The organism is Pseudomonas sp. Z2-11, assembly GCF_054161305.1.
On sequence record NZ_CP096395.1, the window covers coordinates 2,488,537 to 2,505,766 of the forward strand.

General features: G+C 54.4%; 14 protein-coding genes. 3 read left to right on the plus strand and 11 right to left on the minus strand.

Annotated elements, in window-relative coordinates:
* Positions 1–41 precede the first annotated feature (41 nt).
* The 5 genes from M1E16_RS11275 to M1E16_RS11295 all read right to left on the minus strand — a co-directional run bounded on the left by M1E16_RS11275 (position 42) and on the right by M1E16_RS11295 (position 5,924).
* Positions 42–1,292 carry a TolC family outer membrane protein gene (locus tag M1E16_RS11275; protein WP_458129924.1) on the minus strand — a complete coding sequence of 417 codons (1,251 nt, stop codon included), beginning with the start codon at positions 1,290–1,292 and terminating at the stop codon, positions 42–44.
* 261 nt (positions 1,293–1,553) lie between these two features.
* Entirely contained in the window at positions 1,554–2,873 is a 1,320-nt protein-coding gene (locus M1E16_RS11280; RefSeq protein WP_458129925.1) for an HlyD family type I secretion periplasmic adaptor subunit, read from the minus strand.
* A gap of 73 nt (positions 2,874–2,946) precedes the next feature.
* On the minus strand, positions 2,947–4,677 hold the full coding sequence (locus M1E16_RS11285) for a type I secretion system permease/ATPase (protein WP_458129926.1): 1,731 nt from the start codon (positions 4,675–4,677) through the stop codon (positions 2,947–2,949).
* Positions 4,678–4,780: 103 nt separating this feature from the next.
* Positions 4,781–5,191 carry a hypothetical protein gene (locus tag M1E16_RS11290; protein WP_458129927.1) on the minus strand — a complete coding sequence of 137 codons (411 nt, stop codon included), beginning with the start codon at positions 5,189–5,191 and terminating at the stop codon, positions 4,781–4,783.
* Positions 5,192–5,234: 43 nt separating this feature from the next.
* Positions 5,235–5,924, minus strand: a complete 690-nt coding sequence (locus M1E16_RS11295) for a calcium-binding protein (protein WP_458129928.1) — start codon at positions 5,922–5,924, stop codon at positions 5,235–5,237.
* Positions 5,925–6,438: 514 nt separating this feature from the next.
* On the opposite strand from M1E16_RS11295, the gene M1E16_RS11300 reads away from it, so the two are divergent.
* Entirely contained in the window at positions 6,439–7,683 is a 1,245-nt protein-coding gene (locus M1E16_RS11300; RefSeq protein ID WP_458129929.1) for a serine hydrolase domain-containing protein, read from the plus strand.
* A 140-nt stretch (positions 7,684–7,823) separates the two neighbouring features.
* On the opposite strand, the gene M1E16_RS11305 is transcribed toward M1E16_RS11300, so the two are convergent.
* On the minus strand, positions 7,824–9,809 hold the full coding sequence (locus M1E16_RS11305; RefSeq protein WP_458129930.1) for a M10 family metallopeptidase C-terminal domain-containing protein: 1,986 nt from the start codon (positions 9,807–9,809) through the stop codon (positions 7,824–7,826).
* Between the two features lie 134 nt (positions 9,810–9,943).
* The gene (locus tag M1E16_RS11310) at positions 9,944–10,870 is read right to left on the minus strand and encodes a DMT family transporter (protein WP_458130313.1); all 927 of its coding nucleotides are present in this window, start codon (positions 10,868–10,870) and stop codon (positions 9,944–9,946) included.
* A 115-nt stretch (positions 10,871–10,985) separates the two neighbouring features.
* On the opposite strand from M1E16_RS11310, the gene M1E16_RS11315 reads away from it, so the two are divergent.
* The gene (locus tag M1E16_RS11315) at positions 10,986–12,002 is read left to right on the plus strand and encodes a LysR substrate-binding domain-containing protein (protein WP_458129931.1); all 1,017 of its coding nucleotides are present in this window, start codon (positions 10,986–10,988) and stop codon (positions 12,000–12,002) included.
* A gap of 30 nt (positions 12,003–12,032) precedes the next feature.
* On the opposite strand, the gene M1E16_RS11320 is transcribed toward M1E16_RS11315, so the two are convergent.
* From M1E16_RS11320 to M1E16_RS11335, 4 genes are all read right to left on the minus strand, one after another.
* Complete coding sequence (locus M1E16_RS11320) at positions 12,033–12,935, minus strand: bestrophin family protein (RefSeq protein WP_305495189.1); 903 nt, start codon at positions 12,933–12,935, stop codon at positions 12,033–12,035.
* 239 nt (positions 12,936–13,174) lie between these two features.
* On the minus strand, positions 13,175–13,480 hold the full coding sequence (locus M1E16_RS11325; RefSeq protein WP_458129932.1) for an NIPSNAP family protein: 306 nt from the start codon (positions 13,478–13,480) through the stop codon (positions 13,175–13,177).
* Between the two features lie 169 nt (positions 13,481–13,649).
* The gene (locus M1E16_RS11330; protein ID WP_434674148.1) at positions 13,650–14,171 is read right to left on the minus strand and encodes a hypothetical protein; all 522 of its coding nucleotides are present in this window, start codon (positions 14,169–14,171) and stop codon (positions 13,650–13,652) included.
* Positions 14,172–14,583: 412 nt separating this feature from the next.
* Complete coding sequence (locus tag M1E16_RS11335; protein WP_458129933.1) at positions 14,584–15,549, minus strand: AraC family transcriptional regulator; 966 nt, start codon at positions 15,547–15,549, stop codon at positions 14,584–14,586.
* 101 nt (positions 15,550–15,650) lie between these two features.
* On the opposite strand from M1E16_RS11335, the gene M1E16_RS11340 reads away from it, so the two are divergent.
* Entirely contained in the window at positions 15,651–16,922 is a 1,272-nt protein-coding gene (locus M1E16_RS11340; protein WP_458129934.1) for an MFS transporter, read from the plus strand.
* Positions 16,923–17,230: the final 308 nt, after the last annotated feature.

Below are 17,230 nucleotides of genomic sequence, written 5' to 3' on the forward strand. Positions count from 1 at the left end.
CGTTCAGCGCGCCGGCGCTCCCAAGGCCATGCAACGCACATTTAAAATAACATTTTATTATTAAGGACTAATACATCATCCTCAGAAAAGCGCCCCGCATAAAACTGTACCTTAGGATACGCCTGGAATAACTGAACAACTGCGCGGAGCAAATCCCGCCGTGCTTGATAAGTTTGGTTTTCAGCATCCAATACGTCTGAATTAGTGCGTTCGCCACCAATTACGCTCTTGCGCAGCGCCGCGACAAGGTCAAAGCCGTCAGTAGCGCTCTGACGCAGTAAATGAATTCGCTCCATGCTGGTAATGCAAGTTCGGTAATGTTTCTCCAGTAGGAATTCGATGTTATTGCTTTTGTCGTCTAGGTCGTAACGCGCTCTTTCCAGTTGGTTGTGTGCGCGTCGTGTAGCGTAATGACTTGATCCTCCGCTGAATATAGGGACCGAAACCTGCAGGCCAATGGTGTTGCTGTTATAATTGCGCCCACTATTAATTGTGCTATCAGAGTCGATTCTATCGTGTGTCGCAAAAAGTAAAACGCGAGGCATAAATCCCGCTCTTGCTTGCTGGATGCTCAGTTCATTATGATGAATCGTCAAGCGTGCGGCTTGAACGTCCGGGTTCTGCTCGAAAGCATCGCTCTGCAAGGTCTTTATATCCACGCCTTGCAAGAATAACTGTTCCGCATATAAGTCAATAGACATCAATTGTGATGCCTGAACCCGTTCGCCCAAGAGCGTTGATAGTTCTTTAAGTGCATCTGCTAGTTGGTTGTCGTAATCCACCAATTGAGCACGGATTGTGCCCAGCTGTGCACGTGTTTCCAAGATATCTATACGGGTGCCTTCCCCCCGCGCCAAGACAGTCTTGTTGTCATGTAATATGTCCTGATAGGTGAGCTGTTGATGACGAGTCATCTTAAGTAAGTCACGTGCCAATATTACGTTTAGGTAGGCGTCAATCAACGAAATCGCTTGCTGCTGAAGCTGCAAGCGATACTCGATTTCAGCGTACTCAGCACGCACTTTTCCCATGCGGTAAGTGCTAATTGCTGAATAATCAAAAAGCACCTGCTCGATGTTCAGGCCAGCTCTCTTTCCAAAGAAGCGATCTTGAACAGTATGGTCTCGGTTGAGTGGGTTGGATTGTTCTACTCGCTCCGACCTTTCTGTTCGATTGCGAATATAGTTAATTGACACCTTGGGTAACAGGGCAGCGCGAGCAATATTCTTCTCATTCAGGCCGGCATCACGAGATGCCTTTGCTGCATATGTCTTCGGGTTGTTGAGCAGCATGCTCTCGTATGCCCTTACCAGGTCAAGCTTTGCTCCACTATCTGATCCCCCATCTATCGATATCGACTCTATTGGCTCAGGTAGATTTCTGGGCACGAATTCCGCTTGTCCGGCACTCGGCCAGCCTCCCATAAATATTAGGGCAAGATGCGTAAAAAAGCATACTCGATTACGTCGTGCTCGACATGACCAGAGTCTTCTCTTCTGGCGAAGGTCTCTAAATAAGTTAGTTTGGTTCTTCATTATTTCCAGTTCTGTCGTTTATTTCTCTATTAACGCCAGGCGAGTACGATCTCGTAGTGGCTTGAGCAAATATGCCATCAATGTACGCTCGCCAGTTTTAATGAAAGCGGTTACCGGCATGCCTGGCATCAATAAAAGTCCTGGAGAGATTTCCTGCCCTTGAAGATTATTCACATTAATTTCTATACGATAGTATGGCTGATTTTTTGAATCCTCCATCCTGTCAGCAGATACCGTCTTTATGGTGCCGATCAATTTAGGTGTGGTCGCGCGACTGAAGGCCATGAATTCCAGCTCCACCTGCAGGCCACTATGGATCTTATCTATTTCCGTCACAGGCAAACGTCCTTCTACCGACAGCGGCTCGTTCAGAGGTACGATGTCCATCAAACGGTCTCCTGCATTTACCACACCCCCACGGGTAAATACTGATAGACCTGCCACGATACCAGCCGTTGGAGACACGATTTTCATATTTGCTACATCGTATTGAGCAGTATCCAATTTCAATAGCAAATCCGCCATGTATATGCGAGTGTCATTCAACTCGGCGCGCAATTCTTTTTGATGACTGGCGCGCTGAGAAGCTAATCGTGCCTTTGACTCGTTTATACTTTCTTTTAATGAGCCTAAACGACCCTGATCATCTGCAATCAAGCCGAGCAGCTGAGAGTATTGGCGCTCTGCTTCCAAGAAACGATTTCGTGCCAGCAGTCCCTCATCTACTAGAAGCCGTTGACTTTCAAGCTGCCGATCAAAACCCCGGCGTTGTTCTTGACGTGATTGTAGGATGCGTTGCACGCTGCTAATTTGCTCGCGTGTGCCGCGCATTGCGGCCTCTATCTCGTCAAATATAGCCCGCTGAGTACCTAGGCGGCTGTCGAACAGCTCCTGCTGAGCTCGAATAATTTCATCTATTTGTATATTATTTCCCAGGTCGCGTAGCAATTTTTCGTCAAAACGAACCTCTGATATTCCATCTCGTTCGGCCATCAAGCGGTTCTTGGCGGCCAATTTACTGAAATATTGAAGCCTTAATGAATTATATTGATTCAAGGTAAAGGTTGAGTCCAACTCAACCAGGAGCTGACCTGCTTGTACGCGATCCCCCTCCATAATATGAATTTTTTCTATCTTGCCTGCTGCTAGTGGCTGTACTGATTTGCGGTTTCCGCTAACTATAACTTTTGCTTCTATGCTTACACCTGCATCTAAGGGAGCCAAGAAAGCCCACCCCAAAAAACCGATTACTCCAAGTAAAATGACAAGCCATCCTAGGCAGGTATAATATCTATCGTGCTTAAAAGGTGGGTTTTCTTTACCGTAAGGCGCATTCATCGAGTGAGCTACCACGTTTTTTATATAAGCAGAAGAATATTTTTGATTGGCTGATGGTCATAGAGCTGAAGCTTTAGAGTTTCTCTGTTGATACATTGGTTTTTTTGGCAGTTAACTGCATCCTCGTCATAACTTCAGTCGGTGGCCCAAAGTCAATTTGCAAGCCAGCTTTCAGCACCAGCATCTTGTCCGCCTGAGTTGCGACGCTGGTTTTGTGTGTAATTAATATCAAGGTGGTGTTGGCTTGTTTCATTCGATAAATGGCTTGTGCTAACGTTGCTTCACCCGTTTCATCCAGATTCGCATTAGGTTCATCCAATACAATTAAGCATGGGGCGCCATAAAGTGCTCGTGCCAACCCTATTCTCTGACGTTGGCCGCCCGATAGGCCTAGACCACTCTCGCCTAATTGAGTTAGATAGCCTTCTGGTAGCTGAAGAATCAATTCGTGAACTCCAGCCATTTGTGCTGCGGCTATGATTTTATGTTCATCTACGGTATCGAAACGAGCGATGTTTTCAGCCACCGAGCCAGAGAACAGTTGTACATCCTGGGGTAAATAACCGATATTTTTACCGAGCATTTCAGGCTGCCACTGTTCCATTGGCACGTTATCCAAGCGCACCTTGCCACGCAGTGGCTGAAGAGCATTTACTAGGCTACGCGCTAGGGTACTCTTGCCAGCCCCGGAGGGGCCCACAACAACCAAGGTCTCTCCCGGCTCCAACTTGAAATTTATGTTTTGTAGCAAAATATGAGTTCTGCCAGATGCAGCTACTATCAATTGATCAACGATTATGGCCCCTGAAGGTCTAGGGAACGTCATGCCCGTACTCTTAAGTGGAAATGCCTCTAATAACTGACCGAGACGGTGCCGCGCCTCCTTCACATTAGTCCAACTCCTAGAGGCACCAATTATTTGATCAATAGGTGATAGCGCTCTACTTAGTAGTACGGAGCCAGCGATCATCATGCCTGGTGTCATCTCGTGCTGTAGAACCAGCCACGCGCATAGACCCAGGCCTAATGACTGCATGACCAATCTGAGTGTTTTATTACACCCTTGTATTGTTGTCATGCGAACATAGGCGAAACTTTGCTCGCGGACATAAGATTGATGCTGTAAGGCCCACTGACGTCGAAGACTGGCAAGCATGCCCATACTAGCGATCACCTCAGGATTGCGTAGGTTGGCATCAGCGCTGCGGATCGACGCAATCATCATTTCTCCCGCTTTTTTTAAATGCACGCGACTTATTCGCTCATTTAGCCAGCCTAATGCCAGTAGTATCAGAGTGCTGCCCAGCGCGAAGTATCCAAGCGTTGAGTGGAAATAGAACATGGCCAAAATGTATATAGGAGTCCAAGGTGCATCAAATAACGCCAGTAACCATTGCCCTGTAATAAATTGGCGTAGCTGCTGCAAGTCTTCTAGGGGTTGTGCTGCATTGCGCTTGCCGGTTTTCAGATTAGCATTGAATGCAGCATCGAAGACGCGCGGGGCTAACTTTTCATCAAATCCCACGCTCAGACGCCATACCAATAAACTTCGCACCCAATCCAATGCTCCGACAAACAGATACATCATCAAGACAATCAGCGTCAGCATCCATAAGGTCGTCTCATTTCCAGAGGCTAGAACTCGATCATACAATTGCAGCATATATATCGTTGGAGATAGCATTAAGATTGCTATCACGCCTGAAAATACACCGACATGAAAGAGCGTGCCTCGATAGGTCAATAATACCTCTGTAAATTCGCTGCTTTCGGCATTTGATGTCTTGAGTTTTTTTATATTCATTGCATGCTCGTCGTATGCAACTCTCTTCTTCGAAAATCTCAAAAAAAGCCCCGCCGAAGCTGGGCTTTTTTTAAAGAGGTGTGCGGTTATTCAGAAGATCTTATTATACGATTGTTGAAAACGGAAATTTCGAAGAAAGAGGTTCGTGAGATACATCTACAATCTTTCCGCCCACAGCCTCTGCTATTACTTTGGCGCGCATCGCTCCTGATTCAGGAAGACTGAGGTCGCCTATATATCCGGCGAACTCACCGGAAATTGTGACTACGCCGGATTTATAGATTGTGGCAACAACCTGGTTGCCTTTCATAACAGTTTGAACCGCATTCTCGGGGTCGTTGTCAGCAACAAAGCGAATTTCACCTCGTTCTATCGCTTCCGCCTTGCGAACGCTTTCATCAATCTCCCGTAACCTACGAGCGAAATCATCAGTCACTTTCACTGGCGAAAGATTCATGTCTGCAATGCTGCGCGACATATTTGTCGTTAAACCTATGCCTTTTGAAATGTCCATGTAATATATCTCCTTCTGTTTAAATATGCCTGTCGCTGGAAAGTCACACCAATACCAAACTATGCAGAGAGGATTCGGTATACGAAGTTTCGTCAGGAATCAATAGTTGGGACAGGTCAAATTTGGCGCCAGTGCTGTCAGCCAAATATTCAATATTGGTGTTTTCATCATTCAAGTAGAAGTCTTGAATGATGACGCCGTGCTGGATCGATCCATTTTCGTCCACGCCTGCCGATGTAAATAACAGTAGATCATTGCTGGAGGCGAGGTGCTGAAAATAGATATCGTTAAAAGTTGCGTTGGTAAATTTAAGAGTGTCAGTTCCGTCGCCGTAGCCCGCGATTCCGGCTGCCGTGAGACCGTCATTGATGATGTCAATCCCGGAGTTCACGGAATAAAGATAATCATCATTGCCGTAGTTGCCATGTAAACGATCATTGCCGGCGCCACCAGATAACAAGTCGTTTCCAGCTCCGGTAGCATCGAGGGTATTGTCTCCGACGATAAAATCGTCTCCATCCCCTCCATATAACTGGTCAGATCCCTCGTTGCCGATTACCATGTCGTTTCCAGCATTGGCGTATATCACATCATTGCCTGTTCCTGCTTCAATGATGTCATGGAAATTACTTCCATGTATGGTGTCGTTTCCTCCGAAACCATACATGAAAGAAGCTTCAATAGCCGACAAGTTATTGTCGCTGTTGTCGCCCTTAACAATAGCCATTGCCATAGTTATCTCCTGAAAATATATAAGTTTCGTCCTTAAGCGCCGTATGGAATTCCTGAGCGCCTACGAATGCTAGCATGTGACTTGCACATCGTGAAACATTATTCGTCCAGTTACAAAGGTATTGCTGGGTATGTAACTTCTAGGGTCTGTAAGAAACTTCCGATAAACCCAATCGTTGCCCCTAAAATGCTGAGACTTTGTAGAATTTGCACCATCAACGGAAAGGAATTATGTGATGACAAAGTGTTACGAACTGTCGGATGAGGCCAGGGATGTAGGTCTCCGAACTCTTCATCGAAACCCATGGCCGGGGGCGGCCTCGCTTGAACGACCGATGGATGCTGACAGTAAAAGGCGGTAAGAGGGGACAGCCTTATCTTCAGCAAATGAATCTGTCGCCTTTTCTGCAACAGCAGCGTCTTTCAGCCCGGGCGTGATTTCAATGAGTAGGCTATGGTTCAAGCGGGCGCGTGTCTTGACGTGCGTGAATAGCAAATCAAAATAAGGATAGGTTATGCACTCATCCGCTATTTTTGGTGTGGCTGCGGCTGGTCGCTCGCTGCTTCTCTCCCTCGGTCTGCTCGCTGCGGGTATCACCGCGAGCGCATGGGCTGAGGATTATCCCCACGCCCAGGAACCGATTGGCACCGTGGAGCAGATCTATGACGGCGCCATGCTCCCCGATCTGGCGGTCAGTACCTACCGCAACATCGACCGGCTGTTCCCTACCCACAGGATCAAAGCCGGCGATCACCCGTATGCGCTGCCGAAATCAGACAAACAGTTGCCCAACGTTCGCTTCACTGTCGGGGACAAAAAGTACGACCTGTATGACTTCGTCGCGCTGGACAGCATTACGGCGATGCTTGTGCTCAAGGACGGCAAGATCGTGTTCGAGACCTACCAGCGAGGCAACACCGAGAAAACCCGATGGATGTCGATGTCGATAGCCAAGTCCATCACCTCCACGCTGGCGGCTGCAGCGATCAAAGACGGCCTTATCAAGAGCCTTGATGCGCAAGTGGTGGATTACGTTCCCGAGCTCAAGGGCAGCGCCTACGAAGGCGTGACCGTGCGCAACGTGCTGATGATGTCTTCGGGCGTGAAGTGGAACGAGACCTACACCGATCCGGCGTCCGATCGTCGCGCGCTACTCAAAGCGCAGATATCGCAGAAACCGCGTTCGGCCATGGCTTTGATGGCAAGTTTGCCGCGAGCAGCCGAGCCTGGCACGGCCAACACTTACAGCACTGGCGAAACGCAGGTACTCGGCGAGATCGTCCGTGGCGCTGTGAAGATGCCGCTGGCCGATTATCTATCGCAGAAGATCTGGCAGCCGTTCGGTATGGAGAGTGATGCCCGGTGGTGGCTCGATTCGCCTGACGGCGTGGAAATCGGTGGCAGTGGTATCAGCGCCACGCTGCGCGATTATGGACGCTTCGGGCTGTTTTTCATGAACGGCGGCAAGATCAATGGCACCTCGATTCTGCCCGAAGGCTGGGTCAAGGAGGCGACGCTGCCGACCACCCTCAAAGGCGGCAAGTCCCTGGACTACGGTTATATGTGGTGGACGGCGTGGACCGAGCCGTCGGTGAAAGACGGCGCCTATTCGGCGGTCGGAATCCAGGGCCAGAACATCTACGTCAACCCTGCCAATAACGTCGTGATTGTCACCTTCGGTGCCCAGCCCAAGCCGGTTGACAAAGAGCCGATCGACCCGATGGTATTCTTCGATGCCGTGGTGGCTGCGTTGAAGTAAATTCGCGCATCGGATGACGTTAAGCTTCGCGGCGCGGAAGAACAACTGCGGGGAGTAACGAAGAGCGGCCTGTTCCGTTGGATGACATTCCCGCGTCAGGAGTGCTAACTGCCTAAGACAAAACTATCCAGGCTTGCGTTTCACACTAGGGAGTCAGCCACTCCGATCAACTGAAAGAGATCCTCCTCCAAGGGCTCGGCGAAGATGATGTTCAAGTCACGGTAACCGGAGTGATCCCCTGCCAGGCTCAACTCGAATCGAGCCCCGGATGCATCGGCTTCGTAGCTCTTCAAGTAAGTCAGGTTCTTGGCCTCATTAAAAACCACGTCCAACGTGCCGTTGTAACCATTTCCCAAGCGGGTAAAGCCCAAGGCGGACAAGTCGATCGTGTCTTCACCCGCGGTATAGTCAATCAGGCGATCAGTGTGGTTTTCGGTGGCGGTACGGTAGCTGTCGCTCAATGCGTCGAACCGGAACACATCGTTGTTGCCGCCACCCGCCAATAGGTCCCGACCATTTCCGCCGGCCAATACATCATTCCCGAGTGCGCCATTAAGGCGATCATCGCCTGCGAATCCTTCGATGATTTCGCCTCGAGCGTTGCCTTGTAAACGATCAGCCCCTTCGGTGCCCACCAGTCTGGCTTGTTGAAACAGGACGTTGGTTTCATCCAGCGTCTGGCCCAGGTTACCGTCGAAGATCACTTCGAAGCGTTCCCCATCCGCGTTGGCCTCGAAATTCTTGAGATAGGTCCGGGTCCCGCTTTCATTGACGCGTATCGCCAGCGTTCCGTCATATCCATTGCCCAGCCCGAGGAAGCCGAGGGAGGAGAGGTCGATCGTATCGGTGCTGGGGTCGAAGTCGGTGATTCGGTCGCTATGGGCCGTGGTTGCGGTTCGGTAGCTGTCTGCGGCTGACTGATAACGGAACGTATCGGCCCCGGTGCCACCCGTCAGCAGGTCACGACCTTGCTGGCCATCGAGCAGATCGTCACCGGCCCCGCCAGAGATCGCATCGTCGAACGAGGCGGTACCGAGCAGGAAGTCATCCTCGCGGCCACCGTCAAGGTGGTGATAGCCATCGTCGGGATTGCCAAAGCCGAGGTCCAGGCTACCGTTGGGGTTCAACTGGACCAAGGCGGCCAGATAGCCGTCCGCGCTCGTTCCTTGGCTTCCACCAATCAATAGCTTGCCGTTGGCCAGCACGATCATGTCGGCGACTGCGAAAGGAGCGCTTTGCGAGCCCCAACTCACCTTACCCTGATCACCGAAACCGGTGTCGAGCGAGCCGTCGGCATTGAGGCGGATGACGCTCGCCACGCCGCCCGAGGCGCCCGCCAGCAGGATTTTGCCGTCATCCTGGATGACGAGGGCGTCTGGGTGAACATCCAGGGCGAGGCTGCCCCCGTTCGCAAAGCTGCTGTCCAGAGTACCGTCCGGGTTGAGGCGGGTCAGGGTATCTCGCCCGGTGACCAATACCTTCCCGTCTCCCTGCAGCGAAACGTCGATCGCGCTGCTGGGTTGAATGCCGACGGACGCTGGCAAGTGCAGGACCCCAGCCTCGCCGAAAGACGAGACCAGCGTCCCCGTTGCGTCGAAGCGAGCGATATGGATCTCCCCGGAGGGATACCCGGCGCTTGCGAAAAAGCTGCCGTCGCGTTGTACGGAGAACGACGCTTGCTGGCCTAGATCTTCATTCCAGTAGAAAGGCACCGTCGCGGTGCCGCCATTCCCGAAACTGGTATCAAGGCTGCCGTCAGCCAAGGTACGGCTTACGCCCGAAACCCAGGCATCGCCCACTTTCACGTAGAGCGCCGCCAGGTAGCCCCCTCCCGGCTGCACCGCAGCGTTACCACCGTCCTCGATATCGAGCGACACAGGGAGGAGCGACTTGCCGTCTCCACTGAAGTTGCGATCCAGGCTACCGTCGGCATTGAACCGGACCAGGCTGCCGGTAAAGCCTGAATCTTCTTCGCCTCCTAATCCCAGGCGACTATAAGCGCCAAGCCAGATGGCACCGTCCGGATCGACCGTAATACCTGCGACGGTGTCCGAGCCCCATAAAGTCGTGATTACCATGCCGGTGTTCCGCGCAGCTGAAGCGGCGGGCGAAATGCTCTGACTCATGTCCATGCCTCCGGTAGCTATCTGGCGCCGAAAACTATAGACAGGGCTCAATCAGGTTGCCAGGTGAGCTGCGCAATTGGACGTACCCCGAAGCGGATCACCGGATGACCGCCAGCCTGTCCGTCAACCCGTCTTCAGGACTGCATCTTCTCCTTGCGATTTTCAGGGGGTGGGCAACTTCTATCATCCCCAGTCTGCCCAACCGCTTTGCTGAGATTCACTACGAGCAGGCCGACAATAGTCAGGCTTGCGCCTAGCAGAAATCCGAAGCTCGTTTGCTCTCCGAGCCACAGATAACCCATCAGTACGCCAAACAGCGGACTCATGAAGGCCAGCACTCCAAGACGAGCTGCGAAGTAGCGGCGAAGCATCCAGAACCAGATCAAGTAGCTTGCCACTGACACGATTAATGTCTGGAAAACCAGGCTGGCCACTGCGCCGGTAGAGAAAGTCATCGAGCTTTGGCCTGCTACCAGGCTTAAAGGCAGCAGAAAGAGAAAGGCTCCTGCCAGTTGATAAAACAGGGTCTGGGTTGCCGGAGCTTCACTAAGGCGACTGGTACGCACCGCTACTGTCGTAAATCCCCAAGTAGCGCCCGCGCACAAGCCCAACAGGTCACCCAGAAGACTGTTTGAGTTGGTGATTTGAAGGGCTGTCCCGTCCCGTGGCATGAGGAAGGTGACGGCAATCCCTGCGAACGCCAGAGACATACCAGACCATTGAATCGCGCTAAGGCGCTCCTCCGGCAAGCGTAGATGCAGACCAATGGCGGCGAATAAGGGCGCTGTATAAAGGAAAACCGCCATATGTGAAGCACTTGTCCAGCGTAACCCTTGCGCGATAAACAGAAATTCGCTGGCGAACAGAACGGCCACGACCAACCCGGAGCGGCACCAGACACTTGGCAACCACATCTCCCGCATGATGCATTTTCCGATCAGCCAGACCAAGGCTGCAGCGACTCCGGAGCGAACGGCGACCTGCATGATGGGTGCCATGTCACCAGCAACCGCCTTCATTGCCACTTGCTGGGCACCCCAAATGAGGCACAGCACCACCATCACCGCCGTGGCAGCCCCGTCTACAGACTTTCTCACTTATTGGCACCTTTTATCGCTGATGATTTGCACAACCATTTATTCCTCACGCGGTTGGGAACAGCCGGCCACCTGCCGGATGATCGGCATTGGTTTTTCCTACGGAAATCGGAATTCGTTCTGCGCTGTGGCGAAATTCGATTGTGGGAAAGTACGCAAGCCGCTACAAATCATGTGTTTTCGATCTATAGAAGAGAAAAACTACGTCATGAGAGCTGACACGCCCCTCAGGGCTATCGCTTGCTTCGACGCGGTCATGCGCACTGGCAGCGTCAGCGTCGCTGCAAGCCAGTTGTTCGTGACGCCGGGAGCAGTAGGGCAACAGATCCGCAAACTGGAAGGTTGGCTAGGAACGCCACTGTTCGTACGCAGTGTGCGCAGGCTGCAACCAACGGCGGAAGCTCTGAGCTACTGGGAGCAGGTGAAGCCGGCTCTTCGCCAGCTGGAGACAGCCAACCTGGCTGTCCAGGGTCTTAGAGACAGGCAGGTACGGTTGAGTCTGCCGCCGGCGTTCGCCAAGTCCTGGTTCGCAAAACGGATGCCGTTGTTCACCGAGCGCTATCCAGAAGTGCAACTGCACCTGAGTGCATCTACCGATACCGTGGATTTTAATGACGCCGCCTGCGACCTGGCAGTGCGCCATTTCGATGGATATGCCAGTGACGTGCACGCAGAACTGCTCTTGCCAGACGAGGTAAGGGTCTACTGCAGCCCGGCCTACCGCGAACGGCTGCAGTTGCATGACCTTGATTGTTTGCCGGGAGCCACCTTGCTTTATACGACTTCTCATGCCCACTGGTCTCAATGGCTGTCATCGGTCGGCATGTCCCCTGTTAACTTCTCCAGCAGCCTCAAATTCGATCAGTCCGAGTTGGCAATCGACGCGGCGCGGCGCGACCAAGGTTTGGTGCTCACCAGCCCTTGGCTGGTCGAGGACGACATGGAGCATGGCCTTCTTGTACCTGTCGTTGACGCTGTACTGAAGACTGGCAAGGGCTATTATTTGGTGCAGGCCAAAGATGTGGTGCTGGGTGAGGCAGCCCAACTGTTGCGCCAGTGGCTATGTGAAGTAGCGCGGCGAGTTCAACAACATTGATAACTTGAGGGGCCATTACAGGGTTTTTCTTCAAGCGTTCTCTTCAATCCTGCGCACATCACCCAAGGAATCGCGCTGCATCGACTGCAGGTTCTTTTCGATGGTTTCGCACAGCGCATCCATCTGGATCTGATGTTCGCTGTGGCGGAACGGGCTTTGCAGATCGGTGCCGATGCGCTCGATGGCCAGCAGCATGAACCCAACCACGGTCGAAGCCAGCGGCGTGAACCAGCCCAGGGATTCCACCAGTCCAACCGGCACAATCAGGCAGAACAGCGAAATAAACAGCCGTGGAAAATACACATAAGGGTAGGGCAGCGGCGTATTCGCGATCCGCTCCATGCCGCCCTGACTGTTGGACAGGTCCACCAGCGTCGACTCAAGACGCGCCAGGCGAATGCTGTCCAAGTGTCCGGCCTTGTATTCGCGCGCCAGCAACGTCGCCGAGCCGGTGAGGATATCGTTGGCAAAGTTATTGGTCGTGCCACTGCGGGCAAACTCTTCGTCCGGAATAAACGCCCGCACTTCCTCGGGACAAGGCTGGCCTTGCAGATGCGCGGCGAGGCAATTCACATAAGCGACGTGGCGACGCAACAGGGTCGACTTGACCGGATTCACCTCGCTGCCGGGGTCGTCCAGCAGCGTCAGCACCTGACGGGCGAAGCTGCGTGAATTGTTGATCATCGTCCCCCACAGCGTCCGTGCTTCCCACCAGCGGTTGTAAGCACTGCTGTTGCGGAAGCTGATCAACACCACCAATGCCGAGCCGAGCAAGGTCAGCGGCATCAGCGGCAGGTTCAACTTGGCGTTGAGAAACAGCATGAAGTCCACCGTGACGGCGATGTCCCAGAGCAACAACCAGAACAAAGCCCAGCCCACGTAGCCCATGGTCTTGACGATCAGACGGTAATTTTTGACGATGGCAGCTTTCAAACGGAAACCTCGTGGCGAGCAGTTAGCTTAAACGCTTAAGCTCGGACGATGCTTGGGGGCAAAGGTTCGGTTGGCGCAGGAAGCATGACATTTTTTCGATGGGGCTAGCGACATCTCACGTTCAAGCTCTGTATCGCATGGCGGATAGTTGAAATATCCAGTGCAGGAGCGTCTGCTAATGGCCGCTAGCTCTCGTCGCGAAAGGGTGCAACTGACCAAACGTCCGGAAGTTAATTAGCTCAATCCAGAACGGGACGCAGAAAAGTGCGTTCATAGCTCAAGATAAATCTTTGCTGGGTCGCCTCTGCCACCAGTTTGATGCATTCCTCGTCCAGCTCGCTTTCTTTGCGATAGCGCTCGTACTCAGCGAGGTTGGCAAAGCTGAACAGACAGTAAGCAATGTTGTTAGCACCTTCAGCCGGTAGAAAGTAGCCGTGATGCTGGCCGCCCATGCGGGTCACGACACCGATCCACTGACGGGAATAGCTTTCGAAGGCCGGGAGTTGGTAAGGGTCAATGGCATATCTGACATGGCAAGTGATCACTGATCAGTCCTTGGAAGGGGGCAGGCCAACATTTTACACTCCAACGGCGCAACGCGGAGCGGACCGCTTTTCGCTGCAGAACAGTGGTCGGTAATCGGTGTCGTTGCCCGGGGAGGGCGCTATCCGCCCGTAATGGTATCCAACTCGCAACGGATGCCGTGCGGTGTCCCTATTCTTTAACGAATTTCAGGCATGCGAACCCAGTCTTGATTTGCAGCTGTTGAATGGGTTCGACGCTTTCCTGGTCGCCGACTTTCTTGACGACGCCTACGCCGCAAAAATATTCGTCGCGATTGAAGATAGGAAGAATGCCTGTCCTGGGCTTGCTCCAAGAGCCTTGGACCAAGGTATACGTGGCGCCGTTCTGTGGAGTGAAAGAGAACGGTATCTGGCAAACGCTGCCTCCTGCCACCCGCCCATAGGTCAGGATCAGCTCCTTATTCACGGCGACCCGAGATTCGATATGGTCGCCGTTAGAGGGCAGGATGGTGTAGCCCGCATAGCATCCATTGTCGCTGAACGTCATGGCATCCAGTCTCGCACCATTTCCAGCCTTGAGGCGAACCGTTGCGGAGGGTTCACCGGGGGCGGGAACGACATACTGCTTGCCCTGCAAAAACGAAGTGCAACCGCTAATGACAAACACGCCGGCCAGCAAAATACATTGGCTGGACTTTTGAATGAGGTGCATCCATCTCTCCTTGATTCTATTGGGTGCCCTAGTCATCCCGGGGCTTGGGACTGCCGAATAGCGGGCTGATATTCCGGTCTCCTTAAGCTTTGCTTAAAGAACAGCAATACGTCTGCTCCTGGCCGAAAGTCACCGGTTGCGAAGGGCACCAACCGGCCGAAAGCGGCGTTCGATCCACTATCTTCAACCACAGCATTTATGATCCCGTCCATAACGCCGTTGCAACAATCATAGAGCAGAGATCCTTGTAGATAGTCTTCCGTAACCGCGACGGACAGCTCGTTCAGCGGCGATCAGCCACTGACGCGCCCATGATGCCCGCGCCAACGACAACTACGCGTTTGCCCTGCATATCAACTTTCTTACTGCCGACGTGAAAAATCAACTTCGTCGTCCTATCCGCCTATCAAGGCTAGAGAGCCGACTGCCTCGACTGACGACTCAACCCAGGTGTCTTGCCCGTAACACGCTTGAATGCGCGGCTGAAAGCGGCTTGGGAGGTGTAGCCCAGGCGCTGCGCCACTTCTTCGATTGGCAGCCTTTCGAGCGTCAGCCACTGGCTCGCGAGCCGCATCCGCAGTTCGGTGACGTAGCGCAACGGGGCCATGCCGATAGTCGCCTGGAAACGGTCGGCGAAGACCGAGCGCGAGGTATTGCATTGCTCCGCCAACTGCGCGACGGTCCAGTCGCGGCCCGGTTGTTGATGGAGCGCGAGAAGTGCATTGGCCAGGCGCTGATCGCGCAATGCGGCGACCAGGCCAGAGGCATTACCGCAGGCGCACTCCACCCAACCGCGAACGACCATGGCGGCCACCACGTCGGCCAGCCGCGCGAGAATGCCGGCGAAGCCGACACGTGCGGCGCTGGCTTCGCGTTCCATGGTGGTCAGGATCGGCATCAGTCCGGGGTAACGCTGACCACCGGCGTCAATCAGCATCAGGCCCGGCATCAGCCTGCCCAGGCCATGGATGCTGCCCAGTTCAAACTCCATGCAGCCGCTGAACAGAATGGTCGTCGGCGTGGGGCTGGCATCGTTTCCGGTATCCACCGCGCTGACGGCATCGCCGAGGGGAGCGCCGTCCAGGCGATCGATGTCTTGAACCGGCGCGTCCACATGGGACAGCAGTTGGTGGGCCGCCCCATGGGAAATGAACACGGCATTGCCGGCCGACAGCGCATAGGTGGTTCCGTCTTCCATCCGCAGCAGTGCATTGCCGACCGCCAGGAAGTGGAACCAGGCGTGTCCTGGTTTGGCAGCGAAGCCCAGGCCGAAGGCTGGACCGGCCTGGATACGCCGGTACTCGACACCACGCAGGCGCATGCCGCGCAACAGCTCGTTGATGAGATCCGAGGAGAGGGCAAACTGATTGGTGGGCATGGTTCAGGTGTTTCGGTCAAAAATTTGAGGTTTTCGATCATAGATCATCCGGTTTCGCGCGCCTAGACTGCGGGTCGCAATGAAATTCGGAGATCCGTGCAATGACTGACTGTGTGTGTAATGCCGTACCCGGCAGCCGTTCCGGCGTCGGGCCGGATGTGGAGCCGACAACCCCCGCGTGGATGGCCGTTTTCTCGCTGGCAATGGGCGTGTTCGGATTGCTGACCGCCGAGTACCTTCCGGCCAGCCTGTTGACGCCGATGGCGACCGACCTGGGAGTGTCCGAAGCGTTGGCTGGCCAGGCGGTAACGGTGACCGCCGTGGTCGCGTTGTTCGCTGGCCTGTTGGTGCCAGGCCTGACCCGCGGCATCGACCGCCGCTGGGTGCTGCTGGGTTTCTCCACGTTGATGATCGCATCCAATCTACTGGTCGCCGTTTCTTCCAGCCTCGCGGTGCTGTTGCTGATGCGGATCTTGCTGGGCATTGCCCTTGGCGGGTTCTGGAGCATGGCGGCAGCGGTGGCGATGCGCCTGGTACCGGCGGCTTTGTTGCCCCGAGCGCTCTCGATCATTTTCAGCGGCATCGCCATCGGGACGGTGGTTGCGGTCCCGTTGGGTAGCTACCTGGGCGGGCTGTATGGCTGGCGCAGCGCGTTCTTTGCAGCGGCGGCGGTAGGTGCGGTGACCCTGGCTTTCCAGTCGTTCACGCTGCCGCGCCTTGCGCCACGCAGGCCGGCACGCCTGCGCACCGTACTTGAAGTGTTGCGGCGCCCGGGCATCGCCATGGGCATGTTCGCTTGCGTGCTGGTGCACAGCGGCCATTTCGCGATGTTCACTTATGTCCGGCCATTTCTCGAAGGGACTACCGGCATCGACGCGCAAGGGCTGTCGCTGATGCTGCTGGGTTTCGGTGTGGCGAACTTCGCCGGCACGCTCCTGGCCGGGTGGCTGCTTGAGCGTCATCCGCTGGCCACCCTGGTGTTGATGCCGGCGCTGGTGGGCGTTGCCGCATTGGCGTTGGTGCTGTTGCCGGCCTCGGTGCCGGGCCAGGCGGTGCTGCTGGCAATCTGGGGCCTGGCCTTTGGCGGTGTGCCGGTGGCGTGGTCGAACTGGGTCGCCAGCGCGGTGCCTGATCAGGCGGAAAGCGCCGGGGGCATGGTGGTGGCGTCCGTGCAGTCGGCCATCGCAACGGGCGCTGCCGCTGGCGGTGCAATGTTCAGCCTCGGTGGCAGCGCCGGCGTATTCGTCGCGGCGGCTGTGCTGATGCTGCTGGCTGCGTTGCTGATTGCGTTGCGGGTCCGGGTTCGTTCTGTCCATGGCAGTGCCCAGGTCACGACGGCGCCGCTCATTGCCAATCCGTCGCAACGGCAGTGAGCATTTCATGAATCAGTTGCCCGAACCGTTGTGTCAGCAAGCCTTGCGGCCTGTCTGCCGGTAGCAGCAGATAGGTATTCCAGGGAGCGGTGCAAGCAGGAAGAAGTCCCGCTGGAATGGAATATTGCAGGCTCTGTGCCACACCCGCAGCAGGGCGGCTGGCGGGGACGCGAGGGGGTGGAAGTCTGGAGGGCGATGTTGCCCTGTCAACAGTCTGCTGCGGCGCTGTTGCAGCGCAGTCAGCGGTCGCAAGTGACTTATGAGCTTATGTCTTAAAAGAATTTCTGAGTTGGATTACAAGAGCGTTA

Coding starts and splice junctions, on each gene's coding strand:
- M1E16_RS11335 (WP_458129933.1), bottom strand. CDS start 15,549: ATGCCCACCAATCAGTTTGCCCTCTCCTCGGATCTCATCAACGAGCTG.
- M1E16_RS11285 (WP_458129926.1), bottom strand. CDS start 4,677: ATGAATATAAAAAAACTCAAGACATCAAATGCCGAAAGCAGCGAATTT.
- M1E16_RS11305 (WP_458129930.1), bottom strand. CDS start 9,809: ATGAGTCAGAGCATTTCGCCCGCCGCTTCAGCTGCGCGGAACACCGGC.
- M1E16_RS11315 (WP_458129931.1), top strand. CDS start 10,986: ATGATCGGCATTGGTTTTTCCTACGGAAATCGGAATTCGTTCTGCGCT.
- M1E16_RS11280 (WP_458129925.1), bottom strand. CDS start 2,873: ATGAATGCGCCTTACGGTAAAGAAAACCCACCTTTTAAGCACGATAGA.
- M1E16_RS11295 (WP_458129928.1), bottom strand. CDS start 5,924: ATGGCAATGGCTATTGTTAAGGGCGACAACAGCGACAATAACTTGTCG.
- M1E16_RS11330 (WP_434674148.1), bottom strand. CDS start 14,171: ATGCACCTCATTCAAAAGTCCAGCCAATGTATTTTGCTGGCCGGCGTG.
- M1E16_RS11275 (WP_458129924.1), bottom strand. CDS start 1,292: ATGCTGCTCAACAACCCGAAGACATATGCAGCAAAGGCATCTCGTGAT.
- M1E16_RS11290 (WP_458129927.1), bottom strand. CDS start 5,191: ATGGACATTTCAAAAGGCATAGGTTTAACGACAAATATGTCGCGCAGC.
- M1E16_RS11300 (WP_458129929.1), top strand. CDS start 6,439: ATGCACTCATCCGCTATTTTTGGTGTGGCTGCGGCTGGTCGCTCGCTG.
- M1E16_RS11310 (WP_458130313.1), bottom strand. CDS start 10,870: ATGGTGGTGCTGTGCCTCATTTGGGGTGCCCAGCAAGTGGCAATGAAG.
- M1E16_RS11340 (WP_458129934.1), top strand. CDS start 15,651: ATGACTGACTGTGTGTGTAATGCCGTACCCGGCAGCCGTTCCGGCGTC.